The organism is Ralstonia chuxiongensis (genome assembly GCF_024158925.1).
Classification (GTDB): Bacteria; Pseudomonadota; Gammaproteobacteria; order Burkholderiales; family Burkholderiaceae; genus Ralstonia; species Ralstonia chuxiongensis.
The window spans coordinates 468,228-482,840 of the sequence record NZ_JAMYWC010000002.1; the positions used below are offsets into that span (position 1 = coordinate 468,228).

At 65.4% G+C, this 14,613-nt stretch carries 12 protein-coding genes; 2 read left to right on the forward strand and 10 right to left on the reverse strand.

Going from position 1 to position 14,613, the window contains the following annotated elements; all coding sequences use genetic code 11:
* Nucleotides 1-29: 29 nt before the first annotated feature.
* The 4 genes from NKG59_RS06810 to NKG59_RS06825 form a co-directional block, all read right to left on the reverse strand.
* Nucleotides 30-752, reverse strand: a complete 723-nt coding sequence (locus NKG59_RS06810) for an AraC family transcriptional regulator (protein WP_253536022.1) — start codon at nucleotides 750-752, stop codon at nucleotides 30-32.
* Between the two features lie 164 nt (nucleotides 753-916).
* Nucleotides 917-1,273 carry a DUF427 domain-containing protein gene (locus tag NKG59_RS06815; protein ID WP_253536024.1) on the reverse strand — a complete coding sequence of 119 codons (357 nt, stop codon included), beginning with the start codon at nucleotides 1,271-1,273 and terminating at the stop codon, nucleotides 917-919.
* 79 nt (nucleotides 1,274-1,352) lie between these two features.
* Nucleotides 1,353-2,555 carry an ammonium transporter gene (locus tag NKG59_RS06820; RefSeq protein WP_045202281.1) on the reverse strand — a complete coding sequence of 401 codons (1,203 nt, stop codon included), beginning with the start codon at nucleotides 2,553-2,555 and terminating at the stop codon, nucleotides 1,353-1,355.
* A 254-nt stretch (nucleotides 2,556-2,809) separates the two neighbouring features.
* The gene (locus tag NKG59_RS06825; RefSeq protein WP_253536025.1) at nucleotides 2,810-3,835 is read right to left on the reverse strand and encodes a hypothetical protein; all 1,026 of its coding nucleotides are present in this window, start codon (nucleotides 3,833-3,835) and stop codon (nucleotides 2,810-2,812) included.
* A 265-nt stretch (nucleotides 3,836-4,100) separates the two neighbouring features.
* Between NKG59_RS06825 and icmF the strand changes: the two genes are divergently transcribed.
* On the forward strand, nucleotides 4,101-7,388 hold the full coding sequence (icmF, locus tag NKG59_RS06830) for a fused isobutyryl-CoA mutase/GTPase IcmF (RefSeq protein WP_253536027.1): 3,288 nt from the start codon (nucleotides 4,101-4,103) through the stop codon (nucleotides 7,386-7,388).
* Nucleotides 7,389-7,403: 15 nt separating this feature from the next.
* Here icmF and NKG59_RS06835 read toward each other — a convergent pair whose 3' ends face one another.
* The 6 genes from NKG59_RS06835 to NKG59_RS06860 form a co-directional block, all read right to left on the reverse strand.
* Nucleotides 7,404-8,126 (reverse strand): aspartate/glutamate racemase family protein, encoded by a 723-nt coding sequence (locus tag NKG59_RS06835; RefSeq protein WP_253536028.1) that lies wholly within the window; start codon nucleotides 8,124-8,126, stop codon nucleotides 7,404-7,406.
* 22 nt (nucleotides 8,127-8,148) lie between these two features.
* On the reverse strand, nucleotides 8,149-9,045 hold the full coding sequence (locus tag NKG59_RS06840; RefSeq protein WP_045202288.1) for an ABC transporter permease: 897 nt from the start codon (nucleotides 9,043-9,045) through the stop codon (nucleotides 8,149-8,151).
* A 1-nt stretch (nucleotide 9,046) separates the two neighbouring features.
* Nucleotides 9,047-9,973 (reverse strand): ABC transporter permease, encoded by a 927-nt coding sequence (locus NKG59_RS06845; protein ID WP_253536029.1) that lies wholly within the window; start codon nucleotides 9,971-9,973, stop codon nucleotides 9,047-9,049.
* A gap of 25 nt (nucleotides 9,974-9,998) precedes the next feature.
* Nucleotides 9,999-11,264 (reverse strand): ABC transporter substrate-binding protein, encoded by a 1,266-nt coding sequence (locus NKG59_RS06850; protein ID WP_253536030.1) that lies wholly within the window; start codon nucleotides 11,262-11,264, stop codon nucleotides 9,999-10,001.
* A 77-nt stretch (nucleotides 11,265-11,341) separates the two neighbouring features.
* Nucleotides 11,342-12,379, reverse strand: coding sequence for an ABC transporter ATP-binding protein (locus tag NKG59_RS06855; RefSeq protein ID WP_253536031.1), 1,038 nt, complete (start codon nucleotides 12,377-12,379; stop codon nucleotides 11,342-11,344).
* Nucleotides 12,380-12,526: 147 nt separating this feature from the next.
* A complete protein-coding gene (locus NKG59_RS06860) occupies nucleotides 12,527-13,594 on the reverse strand; it encodes a porin (RefSeq protein ID WP_253536032.1) in 1,068 nt (355 codons plus the stop codon).
* Between the two features lie 286 nt (nucleotides 13,595-13,880).
* Between NKG59_RS06860 and NKG59_RS06865 the strand changes: the two genes are divergently transcribed.
* Nucleotides 13,881-14,603 (forward strand): GntR family transcriptional regulator, encoded by a 723-nt coding sequence (locus NKG59_RS06865; RefSeq protein ID WP_092973707.1) that lies wholly within the window; start codon nucleotides 13,881-13,883, stop codon nucleotides 14,601-14,603.
* The last annotated feature ends 10 nt before the right edge of the window (nucleotides 14,604-14,613 follow it).

Here is a 14,613-nt window from a genome sequence, read left to right on the forward strand (position 1 = left end):
GCGCTTTGGCAAAAACGGAAATGGCAGGGCTAGCGCCGCACAGCTGCGGGCGTAATGCCGTGGGCGGCTTTGAGGTGGCGCGTGAGGGCGCTTTGGTCGTAGTAGCCGGTGCGCGCGGCAATCTCGGCGATGGGCAGGGCGGTGGTTTCCAGCAGCGTCAACGCATGCCGCAGCCGCACCTGGGCCAGATGCGCGTGCAGCGTGGTGCCGTATGCAGCACGGAACAGCGTGGCGAGGCGACGCGCGCTCACGCCCACGTCTGCGGCGAGCGCGTCGACGGTGAGCGGCTCGGCGTAGCGGTGTTCGATGGCGTGCCATACGCGCTCGGCACGTGCATCGGCGCGTGCGCGTATCTGCGTGGACTGGTTGGCCGGATGCGCGGCCAGCGTCGCCAGCGCGAGTGACGACCACGCATTGGCCAACACCGTGTCGACGATGGGCGCGTCCTGCAGCCAGGTCGTCAGCGCGCGCAGGCCCGGTGTGAGCGGAAAGAACACGCGATCGGCCAGGCCGCCCAGGCCGGGGGCATCCACGGTTTGCCCGGGAATGTCGAACACAATGAAGCGGTTGGCGCCCGTGGCTTCAAACGCATGCGTGGCGCCGGCCGGGATGAGCGCGGCGTGGTGCGTGTCGACGCGGCCGCCGCGGCCGTCCACGTCCATCTCCAGGATGCCGCGTGCGGGCATCACGACCTGCATGAAGTCGTGCGAGTGAGGAGGTGCGGCAAGGCCGTAAGTGCGGAAGTCCAGCATGGTGCCGCCGAGAATAGCACCGGCATCCGCCCAAAAAAATACCCGGCCACAGATCATGCTGCGCCGGGTCTCGGAACTTTCACGGAAAGAGGATCCGTGAGAAGAGGAACAGGCATATCGTGCGCTGCGTGCATGACAGCGGCATGTCAGCCGCGCCTTCGCACTCATTCCTCCCGGATCGTCACCTTGTCCGGATAGAACGCGAGATAGCCCGCCACTTCACGCGCGACGGGTTTGGGCTGTTCGTACGTCCAGACGGCGTTGTCGACGCGCACGTCGCCGGCCACGATCGTGTAGTACGACGCAGCGCCCTTGTATGGGCAATGCGTGTGATGTTGCGTGCGCTCCAGCAGGTTCATCTGTACATCGTCGCGCGGGATGTACTGCACCGGCGGGTACGACGCCTCGCGCAGCGTGCGCGCCAGATGCGTGCTGGCGATGGTGAAACCGTTGAGGGTCACTGTCACGCGGCGCGGGTTCGACTCCACGGTAATGGGGTGATTCGGATCGATATCTGGCATGCGGCACTCCTGCAGTTGGGCGAGGAAAGACGCTTTCACTGTAGCAAGCGCCGCGCGCGCCTTCTGTCGCCGCCCCTCCTTACCAGTGCGTTTCCGATTCCGGCGTGGACGAGACGCGGTGGATCGCCAGGTCGGCGCCCATGAATTCGGCCTCGCGGTCCAACCGCAGCCCCACGACTTTGCGCAGGGTGCCGTACACCACCGTGCCGCCGATCAGCGCAATGACAATGCCGCCCGCCGTGCCTGCCACCTGCGCCCAGAACGACACACCGCCCAGGCCGCCCAGCGCCTTCAGGCCGAAGATGCCGGCCGCGATGCCGCCCCACGCGCCACACAGGCCGTGCAGCGGCCATACGCCGAGCACGTCGTCGATGCGCCAGACGTTCTGCACGCGCGTGAACATCCAGACAAACAGCACGCCCGCAATGCCGCCGACGGCAAGCGCCCCCAGCGGGTGCATCACGTCAGAGCCGGCGCACACGGCCACCAGGCCGGCCAGCGGGCCGTTGTACGAGAAGCCCGGGTCGTTCTTGCCCATCCACCACGCGGTGAGCGTGCCGCCCACCATGGCCATCAGCGAGTTGATGGCGACGAGGCCGCTCATCTTGTCGAGCGTCTGCGCGCTCATCACGTTGAAGCCGAACCAGCCCACCGCCAGCACCCAGGCGCCAGCCGCCAGGAACGGGATGTTCGACGGCGGATGCGCGGCGATGCGGCCGTCGTCTTTGTAGCGGCCGTGGCGGGCGCCAAGCAGCAGCACCGCCGGCAGCGCGATCCAGCCGCCCACGGCATGGACAACCACCGAGCCGGCAAAGTCATGGAACTCCGCGCCCGTCACGCTCTGCAGCCAGTGCTGGATGCCGAAGCGCTCGTTCCAGGCGATGCCTTCAAAGAAGGGGTAGACGAAACCCACCAGCACGAAGGTTGCCGCCAGTTGTGGCTCGAAGCGCGAGCGCTCGGCAATGCCGCCCGAGATGATGGCCGGGATGGCCGCCGCGAAGGTCAGCAGGAAGAAGAACTTCACCAGCTCATAGCCGTTCTGCTGCGCGAGCACATCGGCGCCGGTAAAGAAATTGACGCCGTACGCGATCGAATAGCCGATGAAGAAGTACGCGATGGTCGACACGGCAAAGTCGACCAGGATCTTGACCAGCGCATTGACCTGGTTCTTCTTGCGGACAGTGCCCAGCTCAAGGAACGCGAAGCCGGCATGCATGGCCAGCACCATGATCGCGCCCAGCAGGATGAAGAGCGCGTCGCCCCCGGTTTTGATGGAGTTCATTGCGGTTGTCGTGCGGGTTGAGGGTCAGCGCCATCCGGGTGCAGTGCATGCCCACAAATGACGCAAAAAGCGCCGACAGATGCAAAAGCTGTTCCAACCGTGTGCAAAAAGGTGACATGGCGCACCACGGCCGTGCGCGCGCCGTCGTTCTCGGGCGCCGCGTTGGGGTTGGCCCGAAATCGGTGCGCAATTGCTTTGAATTGGTGCATGTGAGGCGGTTGATGCGCCGTGGTGGTGCGTCCTGGCGCGGAAGGTTACGGCGTGGCGCCCGAGACGCTGAACGATGCCGCCACGGCGTTCCACAGCGGCTCGTACCGCAAGCGCACGGCACTGGCCTGCTCGGGCGATGTGGCGGGAGACTGCATGTGGAGCATCAGCAGCGCGCCGTCGGTCGGCACCATGAAGACGCGGCCGACCAGCGTGTTGCCCGTGGCGCGCGGGATATGCGGGCCGGGCGATTCGCCGATGTAGCTGGCCCACACGCCGGTGCGCCCCCCGAACGATTGCGTGCCCCAGCCAATGAGCCGGCAGGGGGCTGCCACAGCTTGCTTAACGGCATCGCGCATCCAGCGAGGCTCGCGGCTGTCAGGAACGGTTTCGGGGTCCCCTTCGGTGGGGTGCACGATCAGTTCAATGCGCGACAGCCCCGAGCCGCCCTGGTTGGCCCACGCGCCGATCGCTACCCGCGCCGGGTCGGGCTTGCGCGGCGGCGTGGGCGGCACGCGCTCCCAGGAGAACGGCAGCCGCAGGCCGAGGCTCGCACCGCGCGCATTCGGCCAGTCAGACAACGTCACGGCCTGGGTGAAGCGGCTGCTCAGCTCATCAGCGGGGCGGTCGTCGTAGACCACCGCCAGCAGCGTCTGCAGCGTGGCGCGGTCTTGGTTGCCCTGTGCGCGCTCAACGACGCGTTCGGCCAGGGCGTGGGCGGTCTGGGCCGTCTGGGTGGCGGTCATCACGCTGGGCTGGTGGATATCGAGTGCGCGCTCGATCAGCAGCTGGCGCTCGTCGTCGGATAGCGGAATGCCGGCGATCAGGCGGCGCGTGCGGGCTAGCGCCTGCGGGAACGCGTTGTCGAATTGCGTACGGGCGCGGATCAGCTCTTCACGCTGACCGGGAAAGCGCTGGATGGCGCGGTCGAGCGCCTGCGTCTGCACGGTCAGGAAACCAAGCACGCTGATCAGCCCCGGGATGGCGCCGGGCGTGTAGTCCCACGCCAGGGCGTGACCGGACCACGCCAGCAAGGCGGTCAGACACCAGCGCATCGTTGCGCGGCTTGGCATTGGAAGTTCCCCCTGTGGCCGGACCCGTTTCCGACCAAAATCCGACTCTAACGATTTGTATCGATTGTGTGCAAGATGGGTGTTGCACCGAGATCGGACCGTTCCCGCCCCGCCATTTGCGCAAACAATGTCGGCGACCGTGCGGCCGGTTGACGAGTGCGTCAACCCCGAAAATACTGTCTGTTCGACCCGCCGACCGGCTCGCATCGCCTTGTGCGTCGTACAACACATCCAACGCCGGCGCCCACTTTTCGAAGGTGGAGACATGACCGATCTTTCCGCTGCCCGCGCGGCCGATCCCTCGCCTGCCAGCGAGCCTGCGCCGGCGCGCAACAAGGTGCGTTTCGTGACGGCCGCATCGTTGTTCGATGGGCATGACGCGTCGATCAACATCATGCGGCGCATCCTGCAGTCGATGGGCTGCGAGGTGATCCACCTGGGGCACAACCGCTCGGTGGACGAGGTGGTCAACGCCGCGCTGCAGGAAGATGTGCAGGGCATTGCCGTGTCCAGCTACCAAGGCGGCCACGTCGAATACTTCAAGTACATGATCGACGCGCTGCGCGCACGCCGCGGCGAGCACATCCAGGTGTTCGGCGGCGGGGGCGGGGTGATCGTGCCGACGGAGATCCGCGAGCTGCAGGACTACGGCGTCGCGCGCATCTACAGCCCCGAAGACGGCCAGCGCATGGGCCTGGCCGGCATGATTGCCGACATGGTGCAGCGCTGCGATATCGATCTCTCCATCTACGCGCCGGCCACACTGGAGCCCGTCGCCAATGGCGACCGCCGCGCCCTGGCGCAATTGATCACCGCACTGGAATCGGGCCGCATCGATCCGGCGTTGCGCGAGGCCGTGCACGCGGCTGCGACGGCTGCGCCGACGCCGGTGCTCGGCATCACGGGCACGGGCGGCGCGGGCAAATCGTCGCTGACCGACGAGCTGATCCGCCGCTTCCGGCTCGACCAGCAGGACGCGCTGCGCATTGCCGTCATCTCGATCGATCCGTCGCGGCGCAAGTCGGGCGGCGCCCTGCTGGGCGATCGCATTCGCATGAACGCGATCAACCATCCGAGCATCTTCGTGCGCTCGCTGGCCACGCGGGAGGCCAGCCGCGAGATCTCCGACGCGCTGCCCGATGTGATTGCCGCATGCCGTGCCGCCGGGTTCGATTTCATCATCGTCGAGACCTCCGGCATCGGGCAGGGCGATGCGGCCATCGTGCCGCACGTCGATTTGTCGCTGTACGTGATGACGCCCGAGTTTGGCGCCGCCAGCCAGTTGGAGAAGATCGACATGCTCGATTTTGCCGATCTGGTGGCGATCAACAAGTTCGATCGCAAGGGCGCGCAGGACGCGTGGCGCGACGTTGCCAAGCAGGTGCAGCGCAACCGCGAGCAATGGCATGCCCGGCCTGAAGACATGCCGGTGTTCGGCACGCAGGCCTCGCACTTCAATGACGACGGCGTGACGGCGCTGTATCACACGCTGGCCGATCGGCTGACCGAGCGCGGCATGGCGCTTGCCGAGCGCACGTTGCCGCGCCCGGCCGGCAAATGCTCCACCAGCCACGACGCCATCGTGCCGCCCGCGCGTGTGCGTTATCTGGCGGAGCTGGCCGATACGGTGCGCAGCTACCACCGCCGCGTGGATGCGCAAAGCCGCCTCGCGCGGGAGCGTCAGCAGTTGCACGCCAGTCACCGCATGCTGGAGCAGGCCGGTGCCACGGTGCAGACGCTGTCCGCGCTCGACAAGCAAGCCGCGGAACGCGACGCGCAACTCGGCGCCACCGAACGCAAGCTGCTCGCCATGTGGCCTGATTTGCGCCGTGCATATTCCGGCGACGAATACGTCGTGAAGATCCGCGACAAGGAAATCCGCACGCAGCTCACGCACACCACGCTCTCGGGCACCACCATCCGCAAGGTCGTCCTGCCGCCCTATGAAGACGACGGTGAAGTGCTGCGCTGGCTGATGCGCGAGAACGTGCCGGGCAGCTTTCCGTACACCGCCGGCGTGTTCGCCTTCAAGCGCGAGAACGAAGACCCGACGCGCATGTTCGCGGGCGAGGGCGATGCCTTCCGCACCAACCGGCGCTTCAAGCTCGTCTCCGAAGGCATGGACGCCAAGCGGCTGTCCACCGCATTCGACTCCGTCACGCTCTACGGCGAAGACCCGGCGCTGCGCCCGGACATCTACGGCAAGGTCGGCAATTCGGGCGTCTCCATCGCCACGCTCGACGACATGGAAGTGCTGTACGACGGCTTTGATCTGACCAGCCCTGCCACGTCGGTTTCCATGACGATCAACGGGCCGGCGCCGACGATCCTGGCGATGTTCATGAATGCCGCCATCGACCAGAACCTCGCCAGGTTCCGCGCGGACAACCAGCGCGAGCCGACGCAGGACGAGGAAGCGAAGATCCGCGCGTGGGTGCTGCAGAACGTGCGCGGCACGGTGCAGGCCGACATCCTCAAGGAAGACCAGGGGCAGAACACCTGCATCTTCTCGACCGAGTTTTCGCTCAAGGTGATGGGCGATATCCAAGAATATTTCGTGCACCACCAGGTGCACAATTTCTACTCGGTGTCGATCTCCGGGTACCACATTGCCGAGGCCGGCGCGAACCCGATCTCGCAACTTGCGTTCACGCTGGCCAACGGTTTCACGTATGTGGAGGCGTACCTCGCGCGCGGCATGCATATCGACGATTTCGCGCCGAACCTGTCGTTCTTCTTCTCCAACGGCATGGACCCGGAATACAGCGTGCTCGGCCGCGTCGCGCGTCGCATCTGGGCGGTCACCCTGCGAGACAAGTACGGCGCGAACGAGCGCAGCCAGAAGCTGAAGTACCACGTGCAAACGTCAGGCCGATCCCTGCACGCGCAGGAGATCGCCTTCAACGACATCCGCACGACGCTGCAGGCGCTGATCGCCATCTATGACAACTGCAACAGCCTGCACACCAACGCCTACGACGAGGCCATCACCACACCGACGGCCGAGTCCGTGCGGCGTGCGCTGGCCATTCAACTCATCATCAACCGCGAATGGGGCCTGGCCAAGTGCGAGAACCCGAACCAGGGCAGCTTCATCATCGATGAACTGACGGACCTGGTGGAAGAAGCCGTGCTGCAGGAGTTCGAACGCATTGCCGAGCGCGGCGGTGTGCTTGGCGCGATGGAAACCGGTTACCAGCGCGGCAAGATTCAGGAAGAGTCGATGCTGTATGAGCAGCGCAAGCACGATGGCTCGCTGCCCATCATCGGTGTGAATACGTTCCGCAATCCGGATGCCGAGAGCGTGGTGCCGCCGCACATTGAGCTGGCGCGCTCAAGCGAGGAAGAGAAGCAGAGCCAACTCGCGCGGCTGCAGGATTTTCACGCGCGGCACGCTGCAGAGGCGCCTGCCATGCTGCAACGCCTGCAGCGCGCGGTGATTGACGATCAGAACGTGTTTGCGGTGCTGATGGACGCGGTGCGGGTCTGCTCGCTTGGGCAGATTACGCATGCGTTGTTCGAGGTGGGCGGGCAGTATCGACGCAACATGTAGCCGCCGCGCGTGGGCTCAAGCGTGCGTGGCGGGTTCAATCCATGCCGGCGGCACGCCATGCCCGCCGCGCGGGGCACGCCACACTTGGCGCGCTGCCGCCGTCACGCTGTCGATGAGGGGTACGGGAACGTGCGGTTGCAGCTTCTGTGCAAGGCCGGCCAGCCCGGCGCCGCCCAGCACGATCGCGTTCACCGCGTGGCGGCGCAGGACGGTGATACACGCGCCAATCAGGATCTGTTCCGCAGCATCCGGCGCGGCGTAGAGCGCAGCCCCGTCGAGGTCGACGGTATGGATATCGCGCACGGTGTGGCCGCCTTCAAGCGTGGGCAGCAAGCGCTCCAGAATCGGCCCCCACGCGTGGCCACCCGTGATGACAGCGCACGTGCCGTACGTTGCAGCTTCCATCAACGCGGCTTCCGCCAGGCCGGTGACGGGGCACGGCGCTACCTCGCGCAGCGCGAAGAGCCCGGGGTCGCCAAAGCAGCCGATGATGGCGGCGTCAGGTGCGGGCTGCTGCGCCCTCGTCCATGCGTCGAGCGCGGCGTGCGCGGCGACTGCGTAACCGACCTCGGTTGCGATGTAGGGCGCCCCAAAGCGCGCGGTGACGGATTCCACGATCACATCGCCGGGCAATGCGGCCTGCATGAAGCGCGTGACGGTCTGCGTGAGTGCGCTCGTGGTATTCGGGTTGATCAGCAGCAGCCGGCGCGGCCCGGCCGATTCCGTAGCGAGGGTCATTGGCGCGCGTTCCGTCAATGGTTCAGTCAACCCGCCCGGCGCTTTGGCGGCGGCGCAGTCGAACAATGGCCAGCATCGTTAGCCCCATCACCACGAACGACACGACGGTGGTGAGCGTGCCCAGCGCGTAGATGGACGGCGTCGTCACGGTGGTGGTCAGCCCTTGCAGTTCGAGCGGCAGCGTGTTGACGTCGCCGATTGCCTGCGAGGTGCGCGCGATTTCATCCCAGCTCAGCGTGAAACCGAACATGCCCACGCCGATGAGCGATGGCGCGATCAACGGCAGTACGACGTGCCGGAACGTCTGCCAGGGCGTGGCCCCGAGGTCGCGCGCGGCTTCTTCGTAGGCGGGATTAAATCGGTTGAAGACGGCGAACATGATCAGCAGCCCGAAGGGCAGCGTCCACGTGAGGTGCGCGCCGAGTGCGGATGTCCAGAGGCCAAGGGACGATCCAAAGCTGTCGGCCTGATCGGCCATGCCCAACGCGGTGAGCAACGCCTTGATGCCCGTGTCGATCAGCCGGAACTGCAGGCCGATGCCGAGCGACACCACGATCGACGGCATGATCAGGCTGGCCACCGTGACGTAGAACAGCGCACCACCGCCACGCAGCCGCTTCCGGAAAGCCAACGCTGCCAGCAGCGAGAGCCCCATGGTCAGCGCCATCACGACCGCGCCCAGCGCAAGTGAGCGCCGGAATGCCGCGCCGATGTCGACCACGCCCAGGCCTTCGGCAAGCTGGCGATACCAATGCAGCGACAGACCATTCATCGGAAATGTCAGGCCGCCTTCCGGGCCCTGGAAGCTGAGCGCGAAGATCGTCAGCATCGGCCCGTACAGAAACAGCACAAACAGCGCGAAGAGGCACGCCAGCGGCCAGAAGCCGGGGGCGCGTGGTTCACGAAAGCGGGCGCGCATGTCAAAGCTCCTTGCGGATGTCGACCACGCGGGTCAGGCCCCAGATGATCATCAGCACCGTCAGCAGCAGCACCACGGCATTGGCTGCCGCCAGCGGAAACTGCAGGTACGACGTCTGCACCTGGATCATCTTGCCGACCGAGGCGATCTGCTGGCCGCCCATCACGCCCACGGTAACGAAATCGCCCATCACGATGGTGAGGATGAAGATGGAACCGATCAGGATGCCGCTGCGCGACAGCGGCACGATCACGTGCCACAGCGTTTGCCAGGCACTGGCGCCAGCATCGCGCGCGGCTTCGAGCAACGCGCGGTCGATGCGCATCATCGAATTGAAGATCGGCACGATCATGAACATGGTGTAGAGGTGCACGTAGGCCAGCAGCACCGAGAAGTTCGAATACAGCAGCCAGTCCTGCGGCTGCTCGATCAGGTGCATGGCCTGCAGCGTCTGGTTGACGAGGCCATTGCGGCCCAGCAGCGGAATCCACGAAATCATGCGGATCACGTTGGAGGTCCAGAACGGCACCGTGCAGATCACGAACAGCAGCGTTTGCACCGCAGCCGAGCGCACGTGGAACGCCAGGAAGTACGCCAGCGCAAAGCCCAGCACCAGCGTCAACGCCCAGGTGCCGAGCGCAAAGCGCAGCGTCGACAGGTAAGTCGACGCCGTCACGCACAGATCGCCGTATTCATTGAGATGGCCGCAGCCTTCCCACAGCTTGGCGTAGTTGCGCAAGGTGAAGGTCGGCAGCAGCGCGTACTCGTTGAAATCCCAGAAGCTGACCATCGCGACCAGCCCCAGCGGGATCAGAAAAAACACGACAAACACCGCCGCAAACGGCAGCGCCTGCAAGCCCGGACCGAGCGAGCGTCGGGCGCCGGCGGCGGGTGGAGTGGACGGCGTAGACGGCGTAGAGGGTGTCATGACGATGGCGACGTGCTGAGGGGCGTCAGGCGGCGACGAACTCGTTCCACTTGCGGACCATGTATTCGTTCTCGTCCATGACCGCGTTCCAGCAGGCAATGCCGCCCATGCGCTGTTCGTAGCTGCCGCCGTCGCGCACGCTGCCCGCCTTGGCCAGCAGATCGCCGTGCGGGCTCTTGATGTCCTTGGCAGCGGGTTTGCCTTCCATCCAGTAGGCCCACTCATACGGCTCCATCTTGGCCTTGGCCGTTTCCAGCACGGCGCTGTAGTAGCCCTGGCGGTTCAGGTAAGCACCGGCCCAGCCGTCGAGGAACCAGTTGATGAATTCGTACGCCGCATCGAGCTTCTTGCCCGACACCGTCTTCGGAATGCCAAAGCCGGCGGCCCACGCGCGATAGCCTTCCTTGAGCGGCTGGAACGTGCAGTCGATGCCCTTGCTGCGCACGGCCGTCACCGCCGGGCTCCACATCGACTGGATCACCACCTCGCCCGAGGACATCAGGTTCACGCTTTCGTTGAAGTCCTTCCACAGCGCGCGGAACTGGCCGGCCTTCTTGGCTTCAATGAGCGTCTTGATGGTCAGGTCGATCTCGGCGCGGGTCATGTTGCCCTTGTCGGCGTACTTGTGCAGGCCCTTGGCTTCCACCACCATCGCCGCGTCCATGATGCCGATGGAAGGGATGTTCAGGATCGACGCACGCCCCTTGAATTCGGGGTTCAGCAACTCGGCCCACGAGCTGATGGGGCGCTTGATCAGGTCGGGGCGGATGCCCAGCGTGTCGGCGTTGTACACGGTCGGGATCAGCGTCATGAACTGCGTAGGCGAGGCCGCAAATGTGGTCGCATTGGCGCCCGGCAGGTACATGACCTTCTTGGGCGCGGTGCCCTGGTCGCCCACCTTCTTGCCGGCCACTTCGCCCTTGGTGAACAGCGACGTGATCTTGTCGGCGTTCTTGATGCGGCGTGCATCGATGCCCAGAAGGTTGCCCGTCGGCACGATCTTCTTGAGCGAGAAATATTCCGTGTCGATCAGGTCGAAGCTGCTCGGCGCTGTCACGGCGCGCTTGGTGATCTCGTCAGTGGTCACGGCCACGTATTGCACGCGGATGCCGGTGTCGGCTTCAAATTTCTCGGCGATCAGCTTGTCTTGGTTGACGGCCGTACCGAGGTAGCGCAGGGTCAGTTTCTCTTGTGCATGGACGGCCGGCACGACGCCGGTGGCCAGAATGGCAGCCATGCCCTTGAGTGCGGTGCGGCGGCCGGCCTTGAAGTCGTTGGAATCGTCAGACATGTTGCAACCCCTGATAGGAAGGTGAAGGCAGCGCCTGAAGCCGTCAGGCTGCGGATTGGAATGGTTGAGCCGGTTTGTCAGGCCGCTGGCGTGCCCGGTAAGCGGTGGGCCTGTGCTGCATCCCACGACGCCCAGATGGGCTGGTGCAGCGCCAGGCTTGCAATGGCGGTGTCAGTCTCGGGCAGGCTCACCGTCACGCGTTGCGAGGGCGAGAGCACCACGCCTTCCACGCTCACCAGGACATGGGTGCCCTGGTATTCGATGTCGCAGATGCGGCCGCGCACTCGGGGGCGATCTCCGGCTGCAGATTCATCGGCATGCAAGGCCATGCGGTCGATGCGCACCGCAACCGGCCCATGCGCGTCTTCCAGCAGGTTGTGCCCGCCGATGAAGGTCGCGACAAACGCAGTGGCCGGCTGGTTGTAGACCTCGCGCGGGCTGCCGGCCTGTTCGATGCGGCCGTGGTTCATCACGACCATCTGGTCGGCCAGCGCCATCGCTTCTTCCTGCGAGTGCGTGACGTGCACGAAGGTCAAGCCAAGCTCCTGCTGCCAGCGCCGCAATTCGGCACGCATCTGTGTGCGCAGGAACGGATCAAGCGCAGAGAGTGGTTCGTCCAGCAGCAGCACGCGCGGCTCCATGATCAGCGCACGCGCCAGCGCCACGCGTTGCTGCTGGCCGCCCGACAGCTCGCCCGGCCGACGCTGCGCCAGGTGGCCCATCGCCACCCGCTCCAGCAGCACCTGCGCGCGCCGGCGCCGTTCGCGTGTGTGGATGCCTCGCATCTTCAGGCTGAAGGCCACGTTCTCGAGCGCGCTCAAGTGGGGAAACAGCGCGTAGCTCTGGAACATCATGGCCGTGCCGCGCGAAGCCGCCGGCAGATTGGTGATGTTGCGATGACCCAGCAGGATGTCGCCGTCGCTCACATGTTCGTGGCCGGCAATCATGCGCAGCGTTGACGATTTGCCGCAGCCCGAAGGCCCCAGCAAGCAGCAATAGCTGCCGGCCGGCACGCGCAGGTTGATGGCGTCGACGGCCACGGCATCCTGTGCGTAACGCTTGGTCAGCGCAACGAGTTCGAGGGAGTCGGCGGGGGCGGTGGGTGCGCGGGTCATGTCGGGTTGGTGCAATAGGTGTGCCTGTCTGCGCGCGGCAATTTCGGCGCGAGCGCGCTTGGCATGCGTCGTTCTGGTGCGTGAGGCCGCTTGCGCGGGCAGCCGCGCCACATACCGGGGCAGGTGGCGCGGCCGGCTTCGCGTGCGTTAGAAGCTATGACGCACGCCCAGCGCCACCGAGGTCTGGCTCGTGCCCGGCACACCGCCGCCGATGGCGCCCGACGAGGTATTGACCAGCGCTTCCGTCGCGCTCGACGAGTTTTTCAGGTACGCCACGTTGGCTACCAGCGTGGTGCGCTTGGACAGGCTGTACAGGCCCAGCAACCGATAGACCATCGAGCTGTTCGACAGCGTCGAGTTACGGCGGTACAGCACGTCGGCGGAGCCCGTAAAGGCTGTGGTGAATGCGTAATCGACGCCGCCTTCCACGGCGAAGGCCTTGCGCGCCGACATGCTCGGGATCGACTGGAACGCACCTGCGCCGCCCACATCCGCCCGGGCGGCGCCGAGCCGCAGCTTGGTCGCGCCAAAGGTGTAGCTGCCGCCCACGGTGATGAGCTTGTAGAGCGAGCCGGTGCCGCTGCCGTCGCGTTCCTGGTCGTAGCTTGCGGCCAGATACAGCGGGCCAGCGCTATAGCGCCCCGCCAGGTTGAACAGCGAGCCCTGCGAGATGGAGCCGGCCGCTTCGCCAAAGCCGTACATCGCGCCGAATTGCGCGCCGCCCAGCGTGGGCGACACGTACTTGACGGTGTTGTTGTAGATCTCGCTCACGGCGTCGAACTCGCTGAACTTGAAGATCGAGCCCGAGTTGTAGCCGCCCTTGAAGATGCTGCCCACCAGCCAGTCGTCGTTGAAGTTCCATTGCTTGCCGGCCGTGAGCGTGCCCGACGACGAACTCAGCCCGACATACGAATTGCGCGAGAACAGCGTGCCGTTGGACGACATGCGCCCGTTGCTCGGGTTGAAGCCGGCCTGGAGGTTGAACAGCGCATTCACACCGCCGCCCAGGTCTTCCTTGCCGCTCAGCCCGAAGTTGGACACGCCCAGGATGCTGTCCGACACGCCGGTCAGACTTTGCGAGCCGTTGCCGGCATGGTTGGTCCAGCTCACGCCGGTATCGATGACGCCTGACAGCGTCACGCTCGATTGCGCAGCGGCAACGCCGGACAGCCCGAATGCCAGGGCGGCAGCGCCCAGCTTGGTGGTGGTGCTCATGACAGGTGATTCCCCTCAAAGATTTGGCGCGACCGCCTTTTCAAGGTCAGTGGCCGCTCCCGGCATTGCGTTCTATGTTGAGTACAAGCTTTGTTTTGATTGTGCACAATCACGCTTGTCTACATGCAGTAACCGTGCCAAGCAAAATGGACGGTTTTGGCTTGTTTCTGGTGCAAGGACGGCAAAAATATGGGGGGATTTCTTGAGGATGCCGCACCAACGCCGTCAGGTTCAGCATCAGTTTTGTGCACAATCCAAGCGGTGTTTGCTCGATTAGAATGGCGAGATGCCAGAGCCCACGACCCCTCCGACCTCCCAGCCACGCCGCAACAACGCCGAAGTCGACGCCCGTATTTCGGACGCGGTGTACGACGCCATCCTCGAACAGAAGCTGCCGCCCGGCACCCGCCTGGTCGAGGCGCAGCTATGCAAGGCGTTTGGGATTACACGGGGGACATTGCGCCGGGTGCTGGTGAAGCTGGCACATGAGGGGGTGGTCGAGCTGCAGCCCAACCGCGGCGCGACGATCGCCGTGCATGACGCGACGGAAGCGCGCCAGGTCTTTGGTGCGCGGCTGATTCTGGAAACCGGCTCGGTACGCGAACTGGCGCAGCACGCGACGGCGGAGCAACTCACCGAGCTGCGTGCACTGGCGGCTGCCGAACACGCCAGCCGTGAATCCGGCAACTGGCGCGATTGGATCCGCCTCTCGGGCGATTTCCATATCCAACTGGCCGAGGCGAACGGCAACCCCATCATCACGGCGATGCTGCGCACGCTGGTGGCACGCACCTCGCTGCTGATCGGGCTCTATGAATCCCCCGCGCGGCCGAGTTGCGGCCACGACGAACACCTGGCCATTCTCGATGCGGTGGAGCGCCGCGACGGCGAGCGCGCCGCGCGGCTGATGGGCGAACACCTGGGCGAGTACATCGCTGCGCTGGAGCTTGAGCCCCGGCAGGTGGAGACGATCGATTTCTCCAAGCTGTTTCGCCGCGTCAAGGTCTGACCGGGCGCCG

Coding starts and splice junctions, on each gene's coding strand:
- NKG59_RS06860 (WP_253536032.1), bottom strand. CDS start 13,594: ATGAGCACCACCACCAAGCTGGGCGCTGCCGCCCTGGCATTCGGGCTG.
- NKG59_RS06810 (WP_253536022.1), bottom strand. CDS start 752: ATGCTGGACTTCCGCACTTACGGCCTTGCCGCACCTCCTCACTCGCAC.
- NKG59_RS06835 (WP_253536028.1), bottom strand. CDS start 8,126: ATGACCCTCGCTACGGAATCGGCCGGGCCGCGCCGGCTGCTGCTGATC.
- NKG59_RS06815 (WP_253536024.1), bottom strand. CDS start 1,273: ATGCCAGATATCGATCCGAATCACCCCATTACCGTGGAGTCGAACCCG.
- NKG59_RS06865 (WP_092973707.1), top strand. CDS start 13,881: ATGCCAGAGCCCACGACCCCTCCGACCTCCCAGCCACGCCGCAACAAC.
- NKG59_RS06820 (WP_045202281.1), bottom strand. CDS start 2,555: ATGAACTCCATCAAAACCGGGGGCGACGCGCTCTTCATCCTGCTGGGC.
- NKG59_RS06845 (WP_253536029.1), bottom strand. CDS start 9,973: ATGACACCCTCTACGCCGTCTACGCCGTCCACTCCACCCGCCGCCGGC.
- NKG59_RS06855 (WP_253536031.1), bottom strand. CDS start 12,379: ATGACCCGCGCACCCACCGCCCCCGCCGACTCCCTCGAACTCGTTGCG.
- NKG59_RS06840 (WP_045202288.1), bottom strand. CDS start 9,045: ATGCGCGCCCGCTTTCGTGAACCACGCGCCCCCGGCTTCTGGCCGCTG.
- icmF (WP_253536027.1), top strand. CDS start 4,101: ATGACCGATCTTTCCGCTGCCCGCGCGGCCGATCCCTCGCCTGCCAGC.
- NKG59_RS06825 (WP_253536025.1), bottom strand. CDS start 3,835: ATGCCAAGCCGCGCAACGATGCGCTGGTGTCTGACCGCCTTGCTGGCG.
- NKG59_RS06850 (WP_253536030.1), bottom strand. CDS start 11,264: ATGTCTGACGATTCCAACGACTTCAAGGCCGGCCGCCGCACCGCACTC.